This window comes from Clostridium perfringens ATCC 13124 (assembly GCF_000013285.1).
Lineage (GTDB): Bacteria > Bacillota > Clostridia > Clostridiales > Clostridiaceae > Sarcina > Sarcina perfringens.
Genome location: NC_008261.1, coordinates 1593016 through 1618808, shown reverse-complemented (window position 1 = coordinate 1618808; position 25793 = coordinate 1593016). Strand labels below are relative to the sequence as shown.

The window sequence follows — 25793 nt, the reverse complement described above, 5'->3', positions numbered from 1 at the left end:
TCTTATCTTTTTACCATTCACCAGGATAAGCAACTATGTGTAATGTAACTTGACGTCTTCCCCAAGATATACATTCATCATGAGAGTTCATGTAAAGGTCAATAATATTTCCCTTTATAACTCCACCTGTATCTGATGCTATAGCATAACCATAACCAGGGATGTACACTTTTGATCCTAAAGGAATTACACTAGGATCAACTGCTATTGTACTTATTCCACCTGGATCTCTTACAGGTTTAAGTCCCATAGCTGTTAAGGTTCCACCACTATATGCAGTGGCTTCCATAGAAAGTGTTTTCTTATACTTGCCATCGCTACTAGGTTGGCTAGAACTATTATTACTGCTAGTAGTATTTGAAGAGTTTGCAGCATTATTTTTAGCAGCTTCCTCTGCTTTTTTAGCTTCTTCAGCTTTTAATGATTCAATTTTATTTTTAGCAGCTTGTACAGAATTGTTAGCTGCCTCTTTTACAGAATCAATGTTAAGTTGTGGTATTAATTGATTCAATGTGCTTACTGCACTTTCAAGTTCATTAATTGATGAACTTGAATTTATAACTGAAACTGAATGAGATATTAAAGACATTTCATTTTCTTTAATTACTTCTAAAACAGCCTCTTTTTGTTTATTTAATTCATCAATTTTCTTTTGTTCTTCAATTTTTTTACTATCTAAGGTTTTAAGAGATTCCTCAGTTGAAGCTTTCAATTCTTTAAGTTCAGCTTTATCTCTCTCTAACTTTTTAATATCACTATTAAGAGAATCTTTTTGCTCATCTAAACTTTGTATAAGATTTTTATCTAAAGCTGTAACCCTTGCTAAAGCGTCTATTCTTGTTATTAAATCTGATAAGTCTTCAGACTTAAGCAAGAAAACTACGGGATTCATAGAATCCTTACTTTTATACATAGCACGCATTCTTTTTCCTAAAACAGATTGTTTTTCATCTATTTCAGTTTTTAAAGTGCTTACTTTGCTTTCTGTCTCTTTTAAATTCTCTTCTGTATCTTTCATTTTAGCCTTATTATCTTCTAACTTAGCATTTAAATCTTCAATTTCATTATTAAGTTTTGACACTTGAGAGTTAAGTGAAATAACTTCATTATCTAATTGTGAATATTTTACTTTATTCTCCTGTATAGTAGATTTCTTATCATTTACTGTATCAGCAAAAACTACATGAGTAGCTGAAATACTAATTGCCATAGCAATTAATGCTGACAAAATTCTTTTTTGCATAAACTACACTCCTTTAGTTAAACTGTCCACAACTTAAGTGTATTTCATCATATATTACTGAATTATAACATAAAAGTCAAATGTAACACAAATTTAACCTTTAAAGATTTAAAATATGGTAAGAAAAAATTAACAACTTAATTATACTACAAATATAAAAAATAAGAAATTTACCCTATATTGAAATAATTAAGATTATATATTATAATTAAAAAAAATAATATTTTATATTTTTAGGTTTGATTTTAATTAAAAGGGAAAGTGGTTAAAGTCCACTACAGCCCCCGCTACTGTGATAGGATACAAGTTTCTATTTGACCACTGATTATATAAATTGGGAAGGGAGAAATGAGGATAAGCCTTAAGTCAGGATACCTGCCTAAAGATCATGAACTAAGCTTCGGAGGGAAGAGATTAGTACTTATTTGTTCATAATTTTGAGGAATAATTACTTTGATTTGTAAGCATCTGTTCTTTGTAGCACAGATGCTTTTTATTTTTAAATTTTAGAGGTGAAATATGAAAAAAGCTATATTAGTAGTAAGTTTTGGAACAAGTCATTTAGACGCATTAAATAATTCTATAAAGAAAATAGAAGATTCAATACAGGAAAACTTTAAAGAATATGATGTTTTTAGAAGTTTTACATCACATATGATAGTAAGAAAACTTAAAGAAAAACATAACATGGAAGTATTATTTCCAGAGGATGCTTTAAAGAAATTAGGAGAGGAAGGATATGAGGAAGTTATAGTTCAACCACTTCATATTATTCCAGGAGAAGAGTTTGATTATATAAAGCATATGGTAAAGGAATATGAACCATGCTTTAAAAAGATAGAAATAGGAAGACCAATATTCCATTATGAAGGTTTTGAATCAGGTCCAGATGATTATTCATATTTCGTAGATACAATGAAAGATTTAATAGAAAAGAATTCTCCATGTGTATTTGTTGGACATGGTAGTGCTCATCCATCAAATGCTGTTTATGGATGTTTACAATCTGTTTTAATAGATAAGGACTATGAAGATGTTTTTGTAGGAACTGTAGAAGGGTATCCTAATTTTTCAAATGTCTTAAAGAAAGCTAAGAAGAAAGATATAAAAGAAATAACAATAATTCCTTTAATGGTTGTAGCTGGAGATCATGCTAAAAATGATATGGCTTCAGATGAAGAAGATTCATGGAAGAGCAGATTTGAAAGTGAAGGAATAAAGGCTAATGTTATTTTAAAAGGCTTAGGAGAATACGAAGAGTTTGGAAATTTATACATAGATAGAATTAATGATGTTATTAATGGTACATATAAAGGACTTGGAGAAACTAAAAAGAAGAAACATAGAAGGGAAATGAAATAATGGATTACATGAAAAGCCCTATGGGAATTGAAAAAAGAAGTTTTGAAATTATAGGTTCTGAAATGCATGAACATAATTTTTCAGAAGAGGAATTACAAATAGTAAAAAGAGTTATACATACTACTGCGGATTTTGAATATCAAGATTTAATAGAAATAAGTGAAGGTGCTATAGAGGCAGGAGTTTCTGCATTAAAGAATGGAGCTAAAATATATACTGATACAACAATGGCTTTATCAGGAATGAACAAAAGAGCATTAAAAGAATTAAATGCATCAGTTGAATGCTATGTTGGATTAGAAGAGGTATTTAAATTAGCTAAAGAAAAAGAAATAACTAGATCAATGGCAGGAGTTGAACTTGCAGCAAAGGAAAATGTAGATATATTTGTTTTTGGAAACGCTCCAACTGCCTTATTTAAACTTAGAGAACTTATTAAGGAAGGAAAAGCTAATCCAAAGCTTATAGTAGCAGTTCCAGTTGGTTTTGTAGGGGCTAGTGAGAGTAAAGAAGATTTAGATGAACTTGGAATTCCTTATATAAGAGTTAAGGGAAGAAAAGGTGGAAGTACAGTAGCAGCAGCTATAATAAATGCATTACTTTATATGAATTATAAAAGAGATATGTAATAAAGAAGGTAATCTAAATGTTTGATATGTATATAGAAAGCGGTGGAAAGAAACTTAGATGTGGATACACTACAGGGTCTTGTGCAGCAGCTGCTGCTAAAGCCGCCACTTATATGCTTTTTAATAAAAAAGACATAAGTGTTATAGAAATAGATACTCCTAAAAATATAAAACTTAATTTAGAAATACAAGATATACAGGTCGAAAAAAATTCAATATCTTGCTCCATAGTAAAAGATGGGGGAGATGACATAGATGCTACCTCAGGTCTTGAAATCTTTGCAAAGGCAGAAGAAATTGAAGAAGGCTTTGAACTATGTGGAGGAGAAGGCGTTGGAGTAGTAACTAAAGAGGGTCTTTTTGTAGAAAAAGGACAACCTGCCATAAATCCAGTACCTAGAGAAATGATAAAAAAAGAAGTCTTAAGTGTACTTCCTAAGGATAAGGGAGTTAGAATAACAATTTTTGTTCCAAGAGGAAGAGAGATTGCTAAGAAAACATTTAACCCTAGATTAGGTATAGTTGATGGAATATCAATACTTGGTACTACAGGAATAGTTTATCCAATGTCAGAAGAGGCCTTAAAGGAATCTATAAGAATTGAAATAAGACAAAAAGCCGTAAATAATAAAGATCTTGTATTTGTATTTGGAAATATGGGAGAAAGATTCTTAAGAGAAAGAGGATACAAAAAAGACAATATAGTTGTTATATCTAATTATGTAGGTTTTTCTATAGAGTGTGCCTTAGCTCAAGGAATAAAGGATTTAACCATAGTAGGACATATAGGAAAGTTAAGCAAGATTGCCTTTGGATGTTTCAATACACATAGTAGGGTTTCAGATGTTAGATTAGAAGTTATAGCCCTAGAGCTTACCTTAATGGGATATGATTTAGAACTAGTAAAAAAAGTTTTAGATCAAAAAACAAGTGAAGGTGCCGTAAGACTTCTTGGAGAGGATTTTCCTATGTTATATGAAAGAATTGGAGAAAAGGTACTAAAGAGATTAGATATATATGCTTATGGTGAAGCAAACTTTAATATTCTTATGTACTATGGATCAAAGGAAATGAAGTTACTATATGAATCTAAAAATTCAAACTTGTTTGATTAAACTTAAATTAGAAAGGAATGAAGGCTTTTGGTTAAAATATTAGGATTAGGACCAGGCCATGAAGACTATATAATTCCTAAAGTTATTAAGGAACTAGAAAAAAGTGATTATATAGTTGGTTTTGAAAGAGCAATTTCTAGCTTAAAGTTTTTAAATAGTATAAATGATGAAAGATTTAAGAGAGTAAAAGGTTTAAAAGAAATAATAGAATTTCTAAATGAAAATAAGGAAAAGAGGATTTCAATAGTTGCCTCAGGAGATCCAACCTTTTATGGAATTACAAATTATATATGTAAAAATTATGAGGGAGAAGTTTCTATTGTTCCTGGAATAAGTTCTTTTCAATATTTAACATGTAGGGTTAATAAGACTTGGAATGATGCTTTTGTTGGAAGTATGCATGGAAGAGAAGAAAATTTTATAGAAGTTGTGAAGGAAAATAAACTTTCTATTTGGTTAACAGATAAAAAAAATACTCCTTCTGAGCTAAGTAAAAGGTTAATAGAAAATTCTATAGAATGTACTATATATGTTGGAGAAAATCTTTCTTATGAAGATGAAAATATAACAATTGGAAGCCCAAGAGAAATTTGCGAAAAGGATTATGGAGATTTATCTGTAATAATAATTGAAAGATAAATTTTCCTTTGGAGGATATATGAAGTTTATAAAAGATTCAGAGTTTATAAGAGGAAAATGTCCTATGACAAAAGAGGATATTAGAATCCTTACTATTAGTAAATTAGATTTAGATAAAGATTCTAATTTTTTAGATATAGGAAGTGGAACTGGTAGTATTACTATTCAAGCTTCTAAATTTATAGAAGAGGGATCTGTATTTTCTATAGAAAGAGATGAAGAAGCCATAAGAGTAACTAAGGAGAACTTAAAAAAGTTTAATTGTAATAATGTTACTCTTTTAGAGGGTGATGCTATAGAACATATGGAATCACTTTCAAAGGAAATTAAAGAAGAAAAAATCTCAAAATTTGATTCTATATTTATAGGAGGCTCTGGTGGAGGCCTTGAAAAAATTATAAATATATCAGATGAAATATTAAAAGAGGATGGAGTTTTAGTATTAAACTTTATAACTTTAAACAATGCATATAATGCAATAGAATTTTTAAAGAAATTAGAATATAAAACAGAAATTTCTTTAGTTAACATAAGTAAAAATAGAGAAAATACATACATGATGATTAGCAATAATCCAATTTTTATTGTTAAGGCATTTAAGGAGGAAAATTAATGGCAATATTATATGGAATAGGTGTAGGACCAGGAGATAGTGAACTATTAACAATAAAGGCAGTAAAGGCTATTGAAAATAGTCATGTTATAGTAGCACCAAGTGCAGAAGAAGGTGGAGAGAGCATAGCATTAATAGCAGCTCAGGAATACATAAAAGAAGGAACAGAAATAGCTGTTAAACATTTCCCAATGGGAAAGAAAAACAGAGAATTAAAAGTTAAAGAGGCTTATGACTTTATTTTAGAAAAACTTAAAGAAGGAAAAAATGTAAGTTTCTTAACTATAGGGGATCCTTATGTTTATAGTACTTATATACATTTATTAAATTATGTAGAAGACCATGGTTTCCATGTAAAAACTATTCCAGGAATAACATCTTTCTGTGCTGCAGCTAGCATAGTTGATAGAACATTAGTTGTAGGTAATGAACCATTACTTGTTCTTCCAGCAGGTAGAGTACATGACATAAAAGATGAAAAGTTCGTTGTAATAATGAAAGTTTATAAAAAAGAAGAAGAAGTTTTAGATGTTTTAGAAGAAAAAGGATTTGATTATGTTCTAGTTAGTAGAGCAGGTAGAGAAGGGGAAAAAGTTTTAAAAACTAGAGAAGAGATCTTAAATCATAGAGATTACATGTCTTTAATACTAGCAAGTAAATAGAGAAAAATTATAAATAAAAAATCGTATTTTATTAGGAGGCAAAGGATAAAATGTTATATTTTATAGGTGCAGGTCCAGGAGCTGTTGATTTAATAACTGTTAGAGGAAGAAATTTATTAGAAAAAGCAGATGTTGTAATATATGCAGGATCTTTAGTAAGCAAAGAACATTTAGATGTTTGTAAAGAAGGAGTTAAAATATATAACTCAGCTTCAATGACTTTAGAAGAGGTAGTTGAAGTTATAAAAGAAAATGATGGTGAAGATAAAGTAATAGTAAGACTTCACACTGGAGATCCATCAATATATGGAGCTATTAAGGAACAAATGGATGAACTAGATAAGTTCAATATACAATATGAGGTTGTACCAGGAGTAAGTTCCTTTACAGCAGCAGCTTCAGCTATAAAGAAAGAGTTTACTCTTCCATCAGTAACTCAAACTGTTATATTAACTAGAGTTGAAGGAAGAACACCAGTACCAGAGACAGAGGATTTAGAAAAGTTAGCAGGAATAGGAGCTTCTATGGCATTATTCCTTTCTATATCAATGATTGATAAGGTAGTTGAAAAATTAAAAAGAGGATATGGAAGAGAAGATGTTCCTATAGCTGTAATTTCTAGAGCAACATGGGATGATCAAGAAATAATCATAGGAACACTAGAAAATATATCAGAAAAGGTTAAGGAAGCTGGTATAAATAAATGTGCTCAAATATTAGTTGGAGATTTCATTGACTGTAATTATGAGAAGAGTCTTCTTTATGATAAGCATTTTACTCATATGTTCAGAAAAGGAATTGAATAAATATGATTGGAATAATAAGTGTTACTGAAAAGGGAGACTTTATAGGGGATAAGCTTAAGGATTTTTTTGAAGAAAATAATATTAGTTTCAAAGGAATTTATAAAAGTAAATGTGAAGATTTTTCTTTAAAAGGAGCCACACAGGAAATGTTTGAAACTTGTAAGAATATTATTTTTATAAGTTCAACAGGAATTGCAGTTAGGGCTATAACTCCTTTTATAGTAAAAAAAGATAAGGATCCAGGGATTGTTGTGGTTGATGTAAACAATAAGTTTACTATAAGTTTAGCAGGAGGACACATTGGTGGAGCCAATGAATTAACTTTAGAAGTAAGCAAAGTTTTAAATAATATTCCAGTTATAACAACTGCCACAGATAACCAAAATAAAGTTGCACCAGACATGGTTGCTAAAAGTAATAATCTTATTATAGAAGATTTAAAAAAGGCTAAAGACATGGCTTCAAGGTTAGTAAACAATAAAAAAGTTTATTTTTTAGATGATAATAATTTAATTAAATTGCCTTTAGGTTATGAAAGTACATATTTATTAAAAGACAATACTCTTTGGATAACTAATAAGGAAAAAAGTGAAGAGGAAAATCTTAAGGGAGTTTTAAGATTAATAAGAAAAAATATATTACTTGGAGTAGGTTGTAGAAAAGGAGTGCCTTCACAAGAGTTAATAGATTTTGTTAAATATTCACTTAAGGATTTAAATATTGATAAGAGAGCTGTCTTAAAAATAGGATCAATAGATTTGAAAAAAGAGGAAAAGGCTATTTTAGATTTAAGTGAATATTTAAATTGTCCTTTTGAAACATTTTCTAAGGATGAGATTAAGAGTGTTCAAGATGAATTTGAAGGCAGTGATTTTGTAGAAAAATCTGTTGGAGTAAGAGCTGTATCAGAGCCAGCAGTTCTTTTAATGAATGGAAATATTATAGTAAATAAACTAAAGAAAAATGGAATGACGTTAACTATTGGAGAGCTTAAAAGGTAAAGTAAAGGGAAGTAAGCTTTATAAAGGTAGAAAAAACTCTATTAAGATAAATGCCTTAGAAATTCTTTAAAAGTATAGTAGAAAAGTAAAAGCTTTAATAAGCTTATAACCATAATACTTTACAACTTAAGCCACATAATAAGGAGGAATAATAATGGGAAAATTATATGTAATTGGAATTGGACCAGGTGGATTAGATGAAATGACTTTAAGAGCAGTTAAAGCTATTGAAGAATCTGATATAATAGTTGGTTACACTAAATATATAGAAATGGTTAAAGACTTAATAAAAGATAAGGAAATCTTTAAAACTGGTATGCGTGGAGAAGAGGAAAGATGCAGAGAAGCCTTAGAACTTAGCAAAGATAAAAAAGTTGCTTTAATAAGTACTGGAGATTCAGGAATTTATGGTATGGCTGGACTTATCTTAGAGATGAGAAAAGATGAAAATGTTGAAATAATACCTGGTATTACAGCATCTAGTGCAGCAGGATCAGTTTTAGGTGCTCCTTTAATGCATGATAACTGTAACATAAGTTTAAGTGATTTAATGACTCCTTATGAAGATATAAAGAAAAGAGTTCGTTTTGCAGCAGAGGGAGATTTCGTAATTTCTCTTTACAATCCAAAGAGTAAGGGAAGACCACACTATTTAAGAGAGTGTGTTGATATAATTAAGGAATTTAGAGGAGAGGAAACTCCTATAGCAGTTGTTAGAAATGCTTTAAGAGAAGGAGAAAGTAAAGAAATATTTACTTTAAAAGACTTTAATGATGAAGTAGTTGATATGTTCTCAATAGTAATCATAGGAAACTCAAAAAGTTATATTAAAGATGGATATTTTGTAACTCCAAGAGGATATAAAATAAAAAAATAAAACTAATGGGGTGAGAATGTGATTGCACTTATATTAGGAACTTCAGAAGGAAGAGAGTTTTTACAAAATCTTAAGGGATTTGAAGATAAAATAGTTATATCTACAGCTACAGAATATGGTGGGGAACTTTTAAAAGAATTCCCTGTTGCATTTATGAATACAAAACCTTTAGATGAAGAAGGACTTTTAAATTTTGCTAAAGAATTTAATTTAAAAGGAATAGTTGATGCTTCTCATCCTTATGCAAAGAATGTTAGTGAAAACACAATAAAAGTATGTAAGAAATTAAACATAGAATACATAAGATATGAAAGAAATGGTGTACTAAAAGAGTTAGACAATCCTAATATTATTAGAATAAGTGGATTAGACAAGCTTAAAGAATTAGACTCTACTATTAATGGACCAATTTTAAATACCACAGGAAGTAATGGAGTAAAGCAGATATTAGAATCTTCTCTTGAAAATAGAGTTATTCATAGAGTATTACCTTCAAAAAAGGTTATGAATGATCTTATAGATTTAGGGGTTAAGATAGAAGATATAATTGCTATAAAAGGCCCTATTGGCTATGAACTTAATAAGGCTTTTATAGATGAATACAAGGCAAAGGCTCTTTTAACTAAAGATAGTGGTGAAAGAGGAGGAGCTTTAGAAAAAGCAAAGGCTACACTAGATTCAAATATTAAATTAATAATAGTTGAAAAGCCTAAGGTGGATTATGGTAGATGTTTTTCTGATATAGATGAAACAGTAAAATACATTAAAAATATTTTGAAATAACAGGGGGATAAAATGAGAAGAAAAAGAATTTTAGGTTTAGCTACTATAGGGTTAGTATTTTCCTTAGCTTTAGCAGGATGTACTGGAAGTTCAAAGGAAAGTACAGCTTCAAAAAACACTGAGGAAGGTTACCCAGTAACAATAAGTACATATGATCAAAGTGGAAAGGAATTTCAGGAAACTTTTGAAAGTAAACCTAAGAGGGTTATTAGTACAAATCAAACTACTACAGAAATAATGCTTGATTTAGATTTACAGGATTCCTTAGTTGGAACATCATTTATGGATAGTCCTATACTTCCAAGATTAGAAGATAAGTATAAAAATATAAATGTTCTATCAGAAACATATCCAAGTAAGGAAGCTGTTTTAGCTTTAAATCCAGATTTAATAATGGGATGGAAAAGTGTATTTTCAGATAAAAATCTAGGTTCTGTAGAATCATGGAATGAAAAAGGGGTTAAAACTTTTATTCAAAGAAACTCTGGTATTTCAAAAGAGCAGACTTTAGATGATGTTTATTATGATATAAATGATATAGGTAAGATATTTAATATAGAAGAAAAATCAACTAAATATGTTGATGATATGAAAGAAAGAATAAATAATATTTCTGAAAAGATAAAATCAGTTAAAGAACCTATGAAAGTTTTAGTAATAGAAGGTGAAGGAGAAAATAAATATAGAGTTTATGGACCTAAAACCTTAGTTTCAGATATGGTTTCAAAAGCTGGTGGTACTAATGTGGCAAAGGAATCAGGTAGTGTTGGAGTTGAGAATATAATAGAAATGAACCCAGATGCTATAGTTCTTATACATTACTTAAATCAAAATAAAGATAACAAAGAAGAAAAAGCATTATTAGAAAATCCAGCTTTAAAAAATGTAACTGCAATAAAAGAAAATAAAATAATATATACTCCTCTTTCAGAAACATATGCAGGTGGTGCAAGAACTGTAGAGGGAATAGAAAGAATAGCAAAGGGATTATACCCAGACTTATTAAAATAAATTAAGTAAAATATAAACTCTAAGGAACTAAGCTTAAAAATAGTTTCTTAGAGTTTAATAATATATTTTAGGGAGAGATAAATAAGGTTGTTTAATTTAAGTTGGAGAAAAGACAAAAAAGTTTTCATTGCAGTTTTGTTAATTTTACTTTTTATATCATCTATAATATTAGGAATATCTTTTGGAGCTGTTGATATTCCACCTTATGATGTTTATAGAGTGTTTTTATATAAGGTTTTTGGAATTAAGATTGGAAATTTAGATGAAATATTAAATAGTACTTTATTTGATATAATATGGGGAGTGAGAATGCCTAGGGTGCTTTTAGGAGCTTTTGCAGGTATGGCCTTAGCTATGGTTGGTGTAATTATGCAAGCTACTATACAAAACCCTTTAGGTGATCCTTACATACTAGGATTGTCATCTGGAGCATCCTTAGGTGCTACATTTTCAATATTAATAGGATTTTCAGGAGTGTTATCAAGCTTTGGAGCACCCTTAGGAGCATTTTTAGGAGCTTTAATTGCATCTATATTTGTGTACTTTTTAGCGAAAATAGGTGGGCGTATAACTCCTTTTAAGATGATATTAGCTGGTATGGTTATAAGTTCTATATGTTCATCACTTACAAGCTTAATAATATTTTTATCAAAGGATAACGAAGGCATAAGAACAGTTAACTTTTGGATGATGGGAAGTTTGGCTGGAGCGGAATGGAGTAATATAGTTCTTCCCATAGCAATATCAGTTATACCACTAATATACTTCTTTACTCAATATAGAAATTTAAACTTAATGGTATTAGGAGATGAAACATCTATTACCTTAGGGTTAAATATTGAAAAGCATAGAAAAATATATATGATACTTTCATCTTTAATAACTGGAGTTATTGTATCAGTATGTGGAACTATAGGCTTTGTTGGAATTATGATTCCACACATTGTAAGACTTATATTTGGACTTTTAGGGGCAGATGTAATTGCTAGATGTGCTATTACTAATATGGAACTTCCTATAGGAATAATTACCTCTGTAATAGGAGCCCCTTTCTTATTATGGCTTATGGTAAAAGGAACTAGAGAAAAGGAGTAAGGATTATGATAAGATTAGAAGAGTTAGAAGTTTCTATAAACAAGAGTGAAATTATAAAGGGAGTTTCATTTCATGTTAATAAGGGTGATTTTGTTGGGCTTATAGGGCCAAATGGAAGCGGAAAATCAACCATATTAAAAACTATATATAAGTTAATTGATAAAAAATGTGGGGCAATATACATAAATGGTAAAGAAATAGACAGTATTAGCATAAAGTCAATGGCAAGAGAATTAGCAGTAGTAAGCCAATTTAATCAATATAATTTTAGCTTTAAGGTTAAAGATATTGTTCTTATGGGAAGAAATCCATATAAAAGAACTTTTCAATTAGACAATAAAGAAGATTATGACATAGTAAGAGAGGCTTTAGAAAAGGTTAATATGCTTGAATATAAGGATAGAGATTTTCTGAATCTTTCAGGAGGAGAAAAACAAAGGGTATTATTAGCAAGAGCCTTAGCACAAAAAACAGAAATTCTTTTATTAGATGAACCTACAAATCATTTAGATATTAAGTATCAAATAGAAATAATGAATATAGTTAAAGAGTTAAATATAACGGTATTAGCTGCACTTCATGATATGAATTTAGTTTCAGCTTACTGTAATAAAGTATATATGATTGATAAAGGAAAAGTAGTTTATGGAGGAGAAACAAAAGAAGTTTTAACTCCTAAAAATATAAAAGATGTTTTTGGTGTTGAATGTGAAATAGGAGAAAATTCAAAAGGACATATAACAATAAACTTTTTATTTTAGATAATGACTCTGTTTTAAGCTTATAACTTAAGGCAGAGTTTTTATTATATAAACATGGAATTATTTAAAGTTAGTGTTGATTTTAGTTAGATATAAATAAAAATGTAAAGTTATAAAAGGTTTGAAAATCAAAATAAAATAATATAAAATTACAATATGAAAATAAGTTTTTTTATAAGGAGTATTTTATATGAAAAGTATAAGCAAAATTAAAGTAAGATATGCTGAAACAGATGCAATGCAGGTTGTACATCATGCCAATTATTATATATATTTTGAAGTTGCAAGAGAAGATTTTATAGAACAATTTGGAATTACATATAAGGAAATGGAAGACCACGGGATTATGATGCCTTTAGTAGAGACTCAATGTAAATATATAGATGCAGCAAGATATGGAGATAACTTAATAATAGAAACTGAGTATGATGAAATAACACCTATTAAGGTTTCATTAAAATACACAGTAAAAAGAGAAAATCATAATAAGCTTGTAGCTACAGGCAGAACTTTACAAACTTTTGTAGATAGTAAAACTTTTAAAATTATAAACATTAAAAAAGTTCATCCTCAAATTTGGAGCAAATTAACTAAGTATTAATTATATTAATAAAATGTAAAAAGCTAAATTATATATTGAAAAATAATATTAATTTAAATATAATCTAATAAAATAAAACTATTCTTTAAAGATAGTCCAGAGAGGCTACAAGAATTAATTATTTAGATTATAAATAAAAATTTTATTTAGTTTAAAGAATTAACTTCTTGCCTGTAATCTCTTTGGTAAGAAGTTTTATTTTTACCTTTTTAAATCAGTCCCGTGAGGCTGAAAAAAGGAGAAGCAGAGCTTTCTCCTTAAGAAAAAATAAGGAGGCTTAAATTATGGCACAACAATTAATAAGCAAAGAGCAAGGAAGTATTAAAACATTAGGAATTTTCTCTTACTTTAAAAATGGAATTTTAGGATTACAACATTTAGTTGCTATGTTTGGAGCTACAATACTAGTACCACTAGTAACAGGCTTAGATCCATCAGTAGCTTTATTCACAGCAGGGATAGGTACTTTAATATTCCACTTATGTACTAAAGGAAAAGTTCCAGTATTTTTAGGATCATCCTTTGCATTTATACCTGTAATACAAGTAATTGCATCTAAATATGGAGATTTAAGATATGCACAAGGAGGTATATTCTTTGCAGGATTAGCTTATGTATTAATTTCTTTTGGAATAAAGAAAATAGGTGTAGATAAAATAAAAAGATTTTTACCTGCAAGGGTAGTTGGCCCAATGATAATGGTTATAGGGTTAAATCTTATACCTAATGCCTTAGAAATGGCTGGGGTAAAATCTTTAATAGCTGGAGAAACAGGAGCTATGACTTCAGTTTTAATAGCTTGTACTACATTAGGATTAGCATTAATAATAAGTAAGTTTGGAAAGGGATTTTTTTCACAGTTAGCAATAATAACAGCAGTTTGTGTAGGATATACTTTAAGTTTAATTTTAGGACAAGTTGATACAAGTTTAATTCAACAAAGTACAATGGTTGCAGTACCAAACTTTACATTGCCAAAATTTGATTTTGGAGCAATAATGATAACTTTACCAGTTATTTTAGCTGTATCAATGGAGCATATAGGAGATATAACTACTAATGGACAAGTTGTAGGTAAAAACTTTATAGAAGATCCAGGACTAAATAGAACAGTATTAGGAGATGGATTGGCAACTTTAGTTGCATCTTTATTAGGGGGACCAGCTAATACTACTTACGGTGAAAATACAGGAGTTTTAGCTATAACTAAAAATTATAATCCATCAATTTTAAGATTAACAGCTGTTTTTGCCATAATACTAAGCTTTATAGCTAAGTTTGGAGCGGTTATAAGAACAATTCCACAATCAGTAATGGGAGGAATAAGCTTAATGCTATTCTCAATGATTGCTTTAGTGGGAGTTAAAACTATAAAAAATGAAGGGGTTAAATTAAATAAAACTAACCTAATATTAATGGGATCAATAATTTTTGTAGGTTTATCAGGCTTATTTATGTCAGAGCCTATAGGAATTGAAATAAGTGAAGCTGTAAGCATATCAGGCTTAAGCTTAGCAGCTTTAATAGGTGTTATTTTAAACTTAATAATCACTAAATTTGAATCAGCAAAGAGTAGAAAAGAAGTAATTGCTTAAATAAAAATAGCAAGTCATATATAAATGGCTTGCTATTTTTATTATTAAGTATGTAAAGTTTATATCTTAACTTCTTAATTCATCATTTTAATAAAATAGATTAGAAAATTTTGTTGAAATGTGGTAAAATATTAATAATATATATTAATATTTTGTTAACTTAAAGTTGATGAGAGGAAGTGTCAAAAATGAATTTAATAAGTAGCAAAATTGATGAAATGAAAGATGATTTAATTGAGTCAGTACAAAATATTATTAGAATCAAAAGTGTTGAGGATGAACCAAAAGAGGGTATGCCTTTTGGGGAAGGAGTTTCTAAATCTTTAGAATGCGCCTTAGAAATTTCAAAAAAATTAGGGTTTAAAGTAGTTAATTTAGATGGACATGTAGGATATGCTGAATATGGTGATGGAGAAGAGTATGTAGCAGCTTTAGGACACTTAGACGTTGTTCCAGAAGGTGATGATTGGATTTACCCAGCATATGGTGCAGAAATACATGATGGAAAAATATATGGAAGAGGTACAACTGATGACAAAGGTCCAATAATGGCATCATTATATGGATTAAAAGCTATAAAAGAATTAGGATTACCTTTATCAAAGAAAATAAGAATAATATTTGGTACTAATGAAGAGACTGGAAGCAAGGATATAGAATACTATTTAGAACATGAAAAGGCTCCAGTAGCAGGATTTACTCCTGACGCAGAATTCCCTATAATAAATGGAGAAAAGGGTATCACTATTTTTGACATTGTTAAAACTTTTGGAGAAAAAACAACTGATGGAGATGTATTAGTTGAGAGTATAAAGGGTGGAATAGCATCAAATGTAGTTGCTAGTCTTTGTGAAACAAAATTAAAAGCTAAGGAAGCAAATAAGGTTTGTGAAGAAATATCAAAATTTGCTAAAGAAAATAATATAAAATTTGAAGTATCACATAAAAATGATGAAATAGAGTTAAAAGTATTTGGTGTCTCAGCTCATGGTAGTACTCCAGAAAAGGGTATAAACGCTATAATGCAAACTATTAAAATTTTAGCAGAATTAAATTTAGCACAAGAAGATATAAAAGCTTTCGTTAAATTCTTAAATGATAACATAGGTGAAGATGTCTATGGAGAAAAATTTGGAATCTTATTACAAGATGAAGCATCAGGAAAATTAAGCTTTAATGTTGGAGTGATTGATTTAAATGATAAAGTAGGAAGACTTACTTTAAACTTAAGATATCCTGTAACTAAGACTTTAGATGATATGATGACTCCTTTTAATGAAAGAATAAAAGGTACTGGCATAGAAATAGAAAACTTTGAACATCAAAAACCATTATATTTCTCTCCAGATCATCCTTTAATAAAGACTTTAAAGAATGTATATAAAGAGGAAACTGGAAAAGAAGGAGAATTAATGTCTATTGGAGGAGGTACATATGCTAAGGAAATGCCTAATATAGTAGCATTTGGACCAATATTCCCTGGAGAACCAGATGTTATTCATAAACCAAATGAATACATTAAAATAGATGACTTAATTTTAATAAGCAAAATATATGCAAAAGCTTTATATGAATTAGCTAAATAATTTTATTTGGTTAAAATATAGACTTTATAAAAATTAATATTTAAATATAAAAAAGAGTGGTAAATTACCACTCTTTTTTATTCATGTTTATTTTGACATTCTTCACATATTCCATAGAAATACATTTTGTTTGAAAGTATTCTATAGTTTGAATGTTTTTGGGCTTCTTCATTTAGATGAGTATAATCTAAATTCTCAAGATCATCAACTCTACCACAAGCTAAACATTGAACATGACAGTGATCATTTGAGTTACCATCATATCTAAAGTTTCCTTCACCAACGTTAATTTCTTGTATTAATTCCACTTCTACAAGAGTTTTTAACGCTTTATAAACTGTAGCTAATGACATTGTAGGGTAATCTTCCTGTAAAGCCTTGTAAATAGTCTCAGCAGACGGATGTTCTTTCGTACCCTTTAAGTATTTATAAACAGCAATCCTTTGAGGAGTTAGTTTTAATTTTTTTTCTTTAAAAATAGTAGTTATATTGTCCATTTCCACCATCCCTATCATATATAAGAATTAAATATATTATATAATAATAATTATTATATGTCAAAGATTATCTTTTAATACTATTTAACATGAAATAATCTTGATTTTTATTGAATATTATTTAAGAAAATTAATAAAAAAAACTTGTAAAAATAGCCTTTTTATGATAAAATTTATTTAAAGGTTGTTAATTAATTAACAAAGTTTTTCCATGTTCATTTCATTTTCCTTTAAGAACAGTTTTTACTGTTCTTTTTTTTATATAAAAAGTATTAAAAGTTTTAATATATCTAAAAATACTTTTATTTTAATGAATTTTATTTTAAATATTTTTAAACGCTATTAACTATTTTACTTGTATAAAAAGATAATTGCAAGTAAAGAAATTAAAATTAATATTAATATGTTATAAAAACCTTATATTTTTTAAAAAATTTTTGGGGAATTCAATAAAAAAATTATTAATATAAAATTTTTACAAATAAAATCAATACATAATAAACAATAAAAGTAATATATGTAAATAAATTAAAGAAAAATAGAACCTTGTAATACTTTACTTAAAGTTAAAGGAGTGGTAAACTTTACTATATAAATAAATTACTTAGGAGGTTAATTATGTCAAAGTATAAAGTTGGAGATGAATTAATTATTGTTACAGATCCTAATCAAGAAACTAAAAAATTAAAAGATTTAAGCTTCTTAAAAAAAGATGGAGATTTTGCTTGTTTATCATGGGGTATAAAAATTGTTGATGTATTATATGAAAAACCAAATGTTACATTAACTTATAAAAATGTTATGGGAGAGACTAACAAAGTTTTTGCTGTATGTAAAAACGTTGAGAATTTTGATCACGAAAAAGTTTTAGAAAAGGCTTTACTTAAAGCTTTCCAAAATGAGCTTACAAATATTACAGTTATAAAGAATTCAGGGTTAAAGACTATATTATAATTAATTTAAGAGGGGATTGAGAGTATAATATGGCGTATTGTCCATTTTGGTCAAATGAGAGGGAGAAATTTAAGTGTTATAAGGAATGTCCAATGAATGAGAAAATCACAGGAGAAGAGTGTGTATTTTCTATGTATTTAGACAAAAGTTTTTTACTTGAGGATGATTATGAAAAATCAAATCTAGTTTTAAGTCAAGTAAATTAATAAGAGACGCTTCACATTAATGAAGCGTCTCTTATTTTTTAAAAATATAAGTGCTATTTATATATGCTAGAATATCTATGAAGTAAATTATGTTTTAAATTCCATAAACCATTTGATAAATCCACATAATAAGTATGAGGATTTTCAAATCTTAAAATTTCTGGCCAAAGTTTTTCACACTCTTTTTGAGCGTAATCTCTAATTTCCATTACTGTTGGATTTTTGTAGCATACTTTTCCATCTTCAAATATTTTAACTAGTAAATCTTTAACGTAATAATTAGTTAATGTTTTTCTTTTCCAAACATGAATAGGATCAAAAATCTCTAATGGTTTAGTAGTATCTATTTCTTCATCATTTAAAAGAATTAAATCAGCTAAGGCTGTATGAGTATTATTATCAAATATTCTTATTATTCTCTTAAATCCAGGGTTTGTTATTTTTTCTTCATTTTCACTTATCTTTATTCTAGGAATTATATTACCTTCTTCGTCTTCTACTGCAACTAATTTATAAACTCCACCAAAAACAGGTTCTGATCTAGCTGTTATAAGTCTTTCTCCAACTCCAAAGGCATCTATTGAAGCTCCTTGGCTTAATACATCTCTTATTATATATTCATCTAGAGAATTTGAAACTATTATTTTACAATCTGGATATCCAGCTTCATCTAACATCTGTCTACATTTTTTAGATAGATAAGTTATATCTCCACTATCTATTCTTATTCCTTTTGGTCTTTTTCCTAAAGGTTTTAAAACCTCATCAAATACCTTAATAGCATTAGGAACACCAGACTTTAAAACGTTATAAGTATCTATTAATAATGTACAGTTATCAGGATATGCCACTGCCCAGGCCTTAAAGGCTTCATATTCGTCTCCAAAAAGTTGAATCCAACTATGAGCCATAGTTCCTATAGCAGGTATGTCAAACATTTGATCAGCTATTGTACAGGCTGTAGAATCACAACCACCTATGGCAGCAGCTCTTGCTCCATAAATAGCTCCATCATATCCTTGAGCTCTTCTAGAACCAAATTCCATTACAGTCTTATCCTTAGCTGCTCTACATATTCTATTAGCCTTAGTAGCTATAAGTGTTTGGTGATTTATAGTAAGAAGTATCATAGTTTCTACAAACTGTGCTTGTATTACAGGACCCTTAACAATAACTAAAGGTTCATTTGGGAAGACAGGATTTCCTTCTGGAATTGCCCAAACATCACAAGTAAACTTGAAATTTATTAAAAAGTCTAAGAATTCATCACAAAATAATTCCTTTGATCTTAAATAGGCTATATCATCTTCTGAAAAGTTTAGATTTGATAGGTATTCAATTAATTGCTCAACACCAGCCATTATACAATAGCCGCCACCATCAGGTACCCTTCTAAAATACATATCAAAATAGGCAATTTTATTTTCTATGCCATTTTTAAAATATCCATTTGCCATAGTAAGTTCATAGAAATCAACTAGCATTGTAAGATTTCTAGGGTTTTTTACATCAAACTTATAATCCATATAAAAATTATCTCCTTTTCATAAGTTATCAATAACTATTGTAACCAGTAGTTAGAATTATTACAATATATATGTTAATAAATATTATGGTTTACTAGATTAATTTTAGTCAATAATTAAAATAAATTTTATTGAACATTAGGAGAATTATAATGTCTAATTTAGATAAATATCAAAATGAAGCTGTAAGAGCAAGGAGTAAAAGTGTCCTTGTTATAGCTCCACCAGGAGCAGGAAAGACCACAGTAATATTAAATAGAATTAAATATCTTTTAGAAGAAAGAAAGGTTAAAGGAATACATGTTATAGTAATAACTTTTACTAAGGCGGCAGCAGAAAATATGAAAAGTAGATTTAAAGAAATGCATAAGGAAGGTGTTATTCCATTCTTTGGAACCTTTCATGGACTTTTTTATAAAATTTTACTTAGGAATAAGGATGAAATAAGGCTTATAGAGTCTAAAGATTCTTATAATATTATAAGGAAAGTATTATCCTCTTATATAGAAGAGGTAAGTGATGAAAAAATAAAAGAGGTATTAAATAATATATCTAGAAAGAAAGTTTCTTCTAAGGATTTAGAAATATCAATGACTTATGATATTTTTAATAAATGCTATGAAGCATATGAAACTTTTAAAAATGAGAGAGGACTTTTAGATTTTGATGATTTACAAATAAAAGCAGTAACTCTTTTAAAAGAAAATCCTCATATATTAGGATATTATAGAAATTTAATAAAATATATATTAGTTGATGAGTTTCAAGATTGTGATGAAGTTCAATTAGAATTTTTAAGACTTATAAATAATGAAGTTTTTTGTGTTGGAGATGAGGACCAAAGTATATATTCCTTTAGAGGAGCAACTCCTAAATGTATGATAAACTTTGAGGAGAACTTTGAAGGTAGTGAGAAGGTTTATTTAAAATATAATTATAGAAGCTTAAAAAATATTGTGGAGGTATCTAAGGATGTTATAAAGCATAATAAAGAGAGATACCAAAAAGAAATAATAGCTTTTAATGAAAATCAAGGTAAAATAGAGCTTAAAAAGCCATTTAATGAGTCTGAGGAAGCAAATATAATTGCTTTAAAAATAGAAGAAAGCAAAAGATTAGGGAATAAATATTCTGATACTGCTATTTTGTATAGAACAAATATGGAGAGTAGAAGTTTTATTGATGCCTTTATTAGAAAAAAGATTCCCTTTAAGCTTTTAGATAAAGAGTATAATTTCTTTAATCATTTTATATGTAGAGATTTAATTGCGTATTTAAGACTCTCAATAGATCCATTTAATAAAGAAGATTTTAATAAAATAATAAACAAACCCTTTAGATATGTTTCAAAAAGCGCTATTTATGGAGTGATGAATTCTAAGAAGAAAGAAAATGTTTTTGATATATTAATGAATGTGGAAGGCGTACATCCATTTCAAATGAGAAAGTTTGAGGAGCTAAAAAGTGACATAGCTTATTTAAATAAACTTTCCTTAAATAGTGCTATTGATTTTATATTAAGTGATTTAGAGTATAGTCAGTATATAAGAGAGTATTCCTCTAAATTTAAGCAAAATCAAGAGGATTTATTAGATATTGTAGAAGAATTTAAAAGTTCAGCTATGGAATTTAAATCTATAATCACTTTTCTTTCTCACATAGAAAGCGTTGAAGAAAATTTAGAAAACTTAAATTCTAAAGGTAATATAGACTCTGTTATATTAAGCACCATGCATGGGGTAAAGGGAATGCAGTTTAATGATGTTCACATTGTAAATATAGTTGATGAAACAATACCACATAAAAACAGTATGGAAAATTTAGAAGAGGAGAGAAGACTTTTTTATGTGGGTATAACTAGAGCCATAAATAATTTATATCTTTATGCACCTAAAAGTGTAAGAGGTAAATTTAAGGAGCCATCTATATTTTTAAATAATACAAATCTAGATAGCCAATGTAATATAACTGATTATGGATTAAAGGAAGGAGATGTCATAAGACATAATTATTTTGGCATAGGTGAAATTTTAAAAATAGAGAAGGATACTATTTCAATTAAATTTATTCAAGGAGAAAATAAAAAATTTTCTTTAAGAACTTTGATTGAAAATAATTTAATAGAAAAAATAATTTGTGAAGTTTAAATGTGTAGTAACAAAGGAAATTAGAGGATTTAAAGAAAAATTTTCTTTGTTACTATAATTTTCAACATAATACACTTAAATAATATACTCGTAAATGAGTATAAAATATAATTGAAGAAAAAAACATAGTAATATATAATCAAAAATATATAAAATAAATAGTATATATAATATATTATTTATAAATGAAAAGTAGGTGTTAAAAATGAATATAAATTTAATGGATGAAGCTCAAGAATTAAAAGACTTACTTGTAGCTTTAAGAAGAGATTTTCATGAAAATCCTGAATTAGGTTTTGAAGAGTGGAGAACTTCAGGAAAAATAAAGGAATTTTTAGCTAATGAAGGTATTGAATATATAGAAACTGCTAAAACAGGAGTATGTGGCATAATAAAGGGAACACTAAAGGATGAATCTAAAAAAGATAGATGCATAGCTTTAAGAGCTGATATTGATGGTCTTCCTATGGATGATAAAAAGACTTGTTCATATTCATCAAAGGTTAAAGGAAGAATGCATGCTTGTGGACATGATGCCCATACAACAATATTATTAGGTGCAGCTAAATTATTAAGTAGACATAGAGATAAGTTTAGTGGTACTGTTAAGTTACTCTTTGAACCAGCAGAGGAGACAACAGGCGGAGCTCCTATAATGATAGAAGAAGGGGTTTTAGAAAATCCTAGAGTAGAAAAAATAATAGGCCTTCATGTTGAAGAAACTTTAGATGCTGGACAAATAATGATAAAAAAAGGAGTAGTTAATGCAGCATCTAATCCTTTCACAATAAAGATAAAAGGAAGAGGAGGACATGGAGCTTATCCTCACATGGCTGTAGACCCTATAGTTATGGCTTCTCAAGTTGTTTTAGGATTACAAACAATAGTAAGTAGAGAAATAAAGCCTGTAAATCCAGCAGTTGTTACAGTAGGAAGTATAAATGGAGGAACTGCTCAGAATATAATACCAGATGAGGTTATATTAAAAGGTGTTATAAGAACGATGACCCTAGAAGATAGAGCTTACGCTAAAGAAAGACTAAGAGAAATAGCTACATCTATTTGTACAGCCATGAGAGGAGAATGTGAAATAGATATAGAAGAAAGCTATCCATGTCTTTATAATAATAGCTCCGTTGTAGATTTAGTAACTGAAGCTGCAAAAGGAATTATTGGTTCTCAAAATGTTAAGGAACAAGAAGCACCAAAGCTTGGAGTTGAAAGCTTTGCATATTTTGCCCTAGAAAGAGATTCAGCTTTTTATTTCTTAGGAGCTAGAAATGAGGAGAGAAATATTATTTATTCAGCTCATAATAGTAGATTTGATATAGACGAGAATTTATTACCAATTGGAGTTTCAATTCAATGTAAAGCAGCATTAAATTATTTGACAAGGGAGTAAATTAATATTAATCTATAGAATAGTAATTATAAAATGATTTAAATTAGGAGTGAAGCAATTTGAAAATAGAGATAGGTACAAATGAAGCGGGACAGAGATTAGATAAGTTCTTAAGAAAATATTTAAAGGATGTACCTCTAAGTGCAATATTTAAAGCCCTAAGAAAGGGTGATATAAGAGTAAATGGAAAGAAGCAAAAAGAAAAGTATTCTCTTTTAGAAGGAGATGTTATAGAGATAAGATATCTTCAAAGTGTAGTAACTAAGGAGAAGAAAAAGCCTAATTTCCAAATGGTTGATTCAGGATCACTTCAAGTGGTATATGAAGATGAAAATATGCTTTTAGTTGAGAAATGGCCAGGAGTATTAGTTCATTCAGATAAAAAGAATGGAGCTCCAACCTTAACTGACTATGTATTATCATACTTATTCAGAAAAGGAGATTATGTTCCAGAAAATGAATTAACTTTTACTCCTGCATCTTGTAACAGATTAGATAGAAATACTTCAGGAATAGTATTTTTCGGTAAGAATTTTGAAGGATTAAAATTACTTAACGAGATGATAAGAGAAAGAAAAGTTAAGAAGTATTACTGTGCTTTAGTAAAGGGAAAAATACAGCCTGGAAAATATGAAGCATATATATCAAAAGATGATGAATTAAATAAGTCAACAGTTTACGATACTGAAAGACCAGATACAAAGAAAATAAAAATGGATGTTAAGGTTCTACAAACTAATGGTGCCTTTTCATTATTAGAAATAGAACTTATAACTGGAAGAAGTCATCAGTTAAGAGCTCATTTAGCTCATTTAGGAAATCCTATTGTTGGAGACTTTAAATATGGTGATAATAAAATGAATTCCTTCTTTGAAAATAAGTTTGGATTAACATATCAATTCCTTTATGCTTATAAAGTTACATTTAAAGAGGTTCCTGAAAAGTTTGATTACTTAAAAAATAAAACTATAGCTCAGGGATTACCTCCAATGTTTAAAAAGATAAAGAAGGATGTATTTAAATTTAGGATTTAGTTTTTAAGATAGGAGATTTTTATGAAAGAGCAGTCTATAACTAAAGGCTTTGCAATACTTTCTATTGCAAGCATAGTTGCTAAATTATTATCTTTAATTTATGTACCTTTTCTTACTAGAATTGTAGGAAGTGTTGGTATGGGTATATATGGCAAAACCTATGACATATTTGTTTTTGTGTATGCTTTAACAAATGTAGGTTTACAAACGGCCATATCAAAATATGTTTCAGAGTTAGATGCAGTTGGCAATTACAAAGATGCCTTAAGAGCATTTAAGATTTCAAGAGCATTTTTACTTGTAGTTGGTACAATATTTACTATAGTTTTAATGTTAAGTGCTAATTTTATAGCAAGTATGAGTCAGACTCCACAAATGGTTTATCCAATAATTTTCTTAGCACCAACAATTATGATAACAACAGTCTTAGTTACTTATAAAGGATATTTCCAAGGAAGATCTCAAGCTACACCAATAGCTATAGCAACGGTTATTGAACAGGTTGCAAATGTATTTTTAAGTTTATTATGTGCATATTTCCTTATAAAGAAAAGTGTATCTTTAGGGGTTGCAGGAGGAACTGTAGGATCTTCTGCTGGAGCCTTAATGGCGGTATTATATTTAATATACATATATAATATATATGGAGTTGAAAAAGAGGCTAAGAGAAAACAAGAGCCTGGAGTTAGAAGAATTACAGGTAAAAAAATAGCAAGAACCTTATTTAAATATGGATTGCCAATAACTCTTAGTACTGGACTTCAAAACTTAGGAAATATAATAGATATGTTAACTGTAAGTAATAGACTTGTTGATGCAGCTAACTTTTCTCAAAGTGATGCTAATGCACTTTATGGATATTTTTCAACAAGATATAAGATTTTAATAAATGTTCCAATGGTATTTATAACTTCTTTAGGATACATGGCATTACCTGCAATATCAAGAGCATATGCTTTAAAAGATAAAAAAGAGATAAAAAGTAAGATTAATTTCTCTATGAGAGTTACATATCTTTTATCAATACCATCAGCCTTTGGATTAGCTTTATTAAGTGAAAATATATATAGATATATTTTTGCAGATTCAAATGGATATAAGATGATGGTAATAGGTGCCGCTATGATACCATTAACGGCAATAGTTCTTATGCAAAATGTAATACTTCAAAGTGTAAGTCAATTTTACTATGTATTATTTACCTTAGCTCTTAGTATTGTAGTGAAGTTTACATTAAATATGACTTTAGTTGCAAATCCAGATATAAATATTTATGGAGCTGTAATTTCTGGAATGGTGGCTTTCGTAATTTCTTTAGTACTTAATCACTTTAGAATGAAAAAAACATTAAAGATGAAAATATCAATGTTAAAGTATGCATTAAAACCTTTATTAGCATCAATATACATGGGTATAGGAATAATACTTAGCAAATATGTAATATCTTTATTTATAGATTTTGATAAGTTAAGTTTAATATTAGGCATAGCTATATTACTAGTAATTATAGCTATAGGTGCATTTATGTATCTTCATGCTATTATAATTCTAGGAGGAATTAAAAAGGAAGATATAGAAGAAATTTCACCTAAACTTTTAAGAGTTATGCCAAGATTTTTAAGAAAAAATATAAAATAATAAAAAGTAA

25 protein-coding genes and 1 riboswitch are annotated in these 25793 nt (G+C 28.5%); of the genes, 22 read left to right on the top strand and 3 right to left on the bottom strand.

Annotation, left to right across the window (positions count from 1 at the left end):
- Positions 1-10: 10 nt before the first annotated feature.
- Positions 11-1243, bottom strand: a complete 1233-nt coding sequence (locus CPF_RS07005; protein ID WP_003456592.1) for a 3D domain-containing protein — start codon at positions 1241-1243, stop codon at positions 11-13.
- Between the two features lie 218 nt (positions 1244-1461).
- A riboswitch (cobalamin riboswitch) is annotated at positions 1462-1641 on the top strand.
- Between the two features lie 121 nt (positions 1642-1762).
- Between CPF_RS07005 and CPF_RS07000 the strand changes: the two genes are divergently transcribed.
- The 16 genes from CPF_RS07000 to pepV all read left to right on the top strand — a co-directional run bounded on the left by CPF_RS07000 (position 1763) and on the right by pepV (position 16379).
- Positions 1763-2605: a sirohydrochlorin cobaltochelatase gene (locus tag CPF_RS07000; protein ID WP_003452057.1), complete on the top strand. Its 843-nt coding sequence runs from the start codon at positions 1763-1765 to the stop codon at positions 2603-2605.
- The gene (locus CPF_RS06995) at positions 2605-3234 is read left to right on the top strand and encodes a precorrin-8X methylmutase (protein WP_003452122.1); all 630 of its coding nucleotides are present in this window, start codon (positions 2605-2607) and stop codon (positions 3232-3234) included. The genes CPF_RS07000 and CPF_RS06995 overlap by 1 nt, the downstream gene beginning before the upstream one ends.
- A gap of 17 nt (positions 3235-3251) precedes the next feature.
- A complete protein-coding gene (gene cbiD, locus CPF_RS06990; protein WP_003456440.1) occupies positions 3252-4349 on the top strand; it encodes a cobalt-precorrin-5B (C(1))-methyltransferase CbiD in 1098 nt (365 codons plus the stop codon).
- Between the two features lie 27 nt (positions 4350-4376).
- On the top strand, positions 4377-4988 hold the full coding sequence (gene cbiE / locus CPF_RS06985; RefSeq protein WP_003456587.1) for a precorrin-6y C5,15-methyltransferase (decarboxylating) subunit CbiE: 612 nt from the start codon (positions 4377-4379) through the stop codon (positions 4986-4988).
- Positions 4989-5007: 19 nt separating this feature from the next.
- Complete coding sequence (gene cbiT, locus CPF_RS06980; protein ID WP_003452120.1) at positions 5008-5601, top strand: precorrin-6Y C5,15-methyltransferase (decarboxylating) subunit CbiT; 594 nt, start codon at positions 5008-5010, stop codon at positions 5599-5601.
- Positions 5601-6263 carry a cobalt-factor II C(20)-methyltransferase gene (locus CPF_RS06975; RefSeq protein ID WP_003456602.1) on the top strand — a complete coding sequence of 221 codons (663 nt, stop codon included), beginning with the start codon at positions 5601-5603 and terminating at the stop codon, positions 6261-6263. The genes cbiT and CPF_RS06975 overlap by 1 nt, the downstream gene beginning before the upstream one ends.
- A 50-nt stretch (positions 6264-6313) precedes the next feature.
- Positions 6314-7069 (top strand): precorrin-4 C(11)-methyltransferase, encoded by a 756-nt coding sequence (cobM, locus tag CPF_RS06970; protein ID WP_003452074.1) that lies wholly within the window; start codon positions 6314-6316, stop codon positions 7067-7069.
- Positions 7070-7071: 2 nt separating this feature from the next.
- Entirely contained in the window at positions 7072-8070 is a 999-nt protein-coding gene (gene cbiG / locus CPF_RS06965) for a cobalt-precorrin 5A hydrolase (RefSeq protein ID WP_003456627.1), read from the top strand.
- 154 nt (positions 8071-8224) lie between these two features.
- Positions 8225-8947 (top strand): precorrin-3B C(17)-methyltransferase, encoded by a 723-nt coding sequence (gene cobJ / locus CPF_RS06960; protein WP_003477836.1) that lies wholly within the window; start codon positions 8225-8227, stop codon positions 8945-8947.
- Between the two features lie 18 nt (positions 8948-8965).
- Positions 8966-9730, top strand: coding sequence for a cobalt-precorrin-6A reductase (locus CPF_RS06955; protein WP_003456657.1), 765 nt, complete (start codon positions 8966-8968; stop codon positions 9728-9730).
- 12 nt (positions 9731-9742) lie between these two features.
- On the top strand, positions 9743-10741 hold the full coding sequence (locus CPF_RS06950; protein ID WP_003456650.1) for an ABC transporter substrate-binding protein: 999 nt from the start codon (positions 9743-9745) through the stop codon (positions 10739-10741).
- Positions 10742-10828: 87 nt separating this feature from the next.
- Complete coding sequence (locus tag CPF_RS06945; RefSeq protein ID WP_011590706.1) at positions 10829-11836, top strand: FecCD family ABC transporter permease; 1008 nt, start codon at positions 10829-10831, stop codon at positions 11834-11836.
- Positions 11837-11841: 5 nt separating this feature from the next.
- On the top strand, positions 11842-12597 hold the full coding sequence (locus CPF_RS06940) for an ABC transporter ATP-binding protein (RefSeq protein ID WP_003456463.1): 756 nt from the start codon (positions 11842-11844) through the stop codon (positions 12595-12597).
- Between the two features lie 190 nt (positions 12598-12787).
- Entirely contained in the window at positions 12788-13198 is a 411-nt protein-coding gene (locus CPF_RS06935) for an acyl-CoA thioesterase (protein ID WP_011590705.1), read from the top strand.
- A 284-nt stretch (positions 13199-13482) separates the two neighbouring features.
- Positions 13483-14793 carry a uracil-xanthine permease family protein gene (locus CPF_RS06930; RefSeq protein WP_003477835.1) on the top strand — a complete coding sequence of 437 codons (1311 nt, stop codon included), beginning with the start codon at positions 13483-13485 and terminating at the stop codon, positions 14791-14793.
- A 188-nt stretch (positions 14794-14981) separates the two neighbouring features.
- On the top strand, positions 14982-16379 hold the full coding sequence (pepV, locus tag CPF_RS06925; RefSeq protein ID WP_011590704.1) for a dipeptidase PepV: 1398 nt from the start codon (positions 14982-14984) through the stop codon (positions 16377-16379).
- Between the two features lie 77 nt (positions 16380-16456).
- On the opposite strand, the gene CPF_RS06920 is transcribed toward pepV, so the two are convergent.
- Complete coding sequence (locus CPF_RS06920; RefSeq protein WP_003456471.1) at positions 16457-16876, bottom strand: Fur family transcriptional regulator; 420 nt, start codon at positions 16874-16876, stop codon at positions 16457-16459.
- A gap of 618 nt (positions 16877-17494) precedes the next feature.
- Between CPF_RS06920 and CPF_RS06915 the strand changes: the two genes are divergently transcribed.
- On the top strand, positions 17495-17830 hold the full coding sequence (locus CPF_RS06915; RefSeq protein WP_003452838.1) for a hypothetical protein: 336 nt from the start codon (positions 17495-17497) through the stop codon (positions 17828-17830).
- Positions 17831-17859: 29 nt separating this feature from the next.
- Positions 17860-18036, top strand: a complete 177-nt coding sequence (locus tag CPF_RS14880; protein ID WP_003477834.1) for a hypothetical protein — start codon at positions 17860-17862, stop codon at positions 18034-18036.
- 53 nt (positions 18037-18089) lie between these two features.
- Here CPF_RS14880 and CPF_RS06910 read toward each other — a convergent pair whose 3' ends face one another.
- Entirely contained in the window at positions 18090-19562 is a 1473-nt protein-coding gene (locus tag CPF_RS06910; RefSeq protein ID WP_003452832.1) for a nicotinate phosphoribosyltransferase, read from the bottom strand.
- 152 nt (positions 19563-19714) lie between these two features.
- On the opposite strand from CPF_RS06910, the gene CPF_RS06905 reads away from it, so the two are divergent.
- The 4 genes from CPF_RS06905 to CPF_RS06890 all read left to right on the top strand — a co-directional run bounded on the left by CPF_RS06905 (position 19715) and on the right by CPF_RS06890 (position 25783).
- Positions 19715-21709, top strand: a complete 1995-nt coding sequence (locus tag CPF_RS06905) for an ATP-dependent helicase (RefSeq protein WP_011590703.1) — start codon at positions 19715-19717, stop codon at positions 21707-21709.
- 205 nt (positions 21710-21914) lie between these two features.
- Positions 21915-23111: a M20 metallopeptidase family protein gene (locus CPF_RS06900; RefSeq protein ID WP_011590702.1), complete on the top strand. Its 1197-nt coding sequence runs from the start codon at positions 21915-21917 to the stop codon at positions 23109-23111.
- Between the two features lie 59 nt (positions 23112-23170).
- Positions 23171-24145 (top strand): RluA family pseudouridine synthase, encoded by a 975-nt coding sequence (locus tag CPF_RS06895; protein ID WP_003452833.1) that lies wholly within the window; start codon positions 23171-23173, stop codon positions 24143-24145.
- 21 nt (positions 24146-24166) lie between these two features.
- Positions 24167-25783 (top strand): putative polysaccharide biosynthesis protein, encoded by a 1617-nt coding sequence (locus CPF_RS06890; protein WP_003456652.1) that lies wholly within the window; start codon positions 24167-24169, stop codon positions 25781-25783.
- Positions 25784-25793 lie beyond the last annotated feature (10 nt).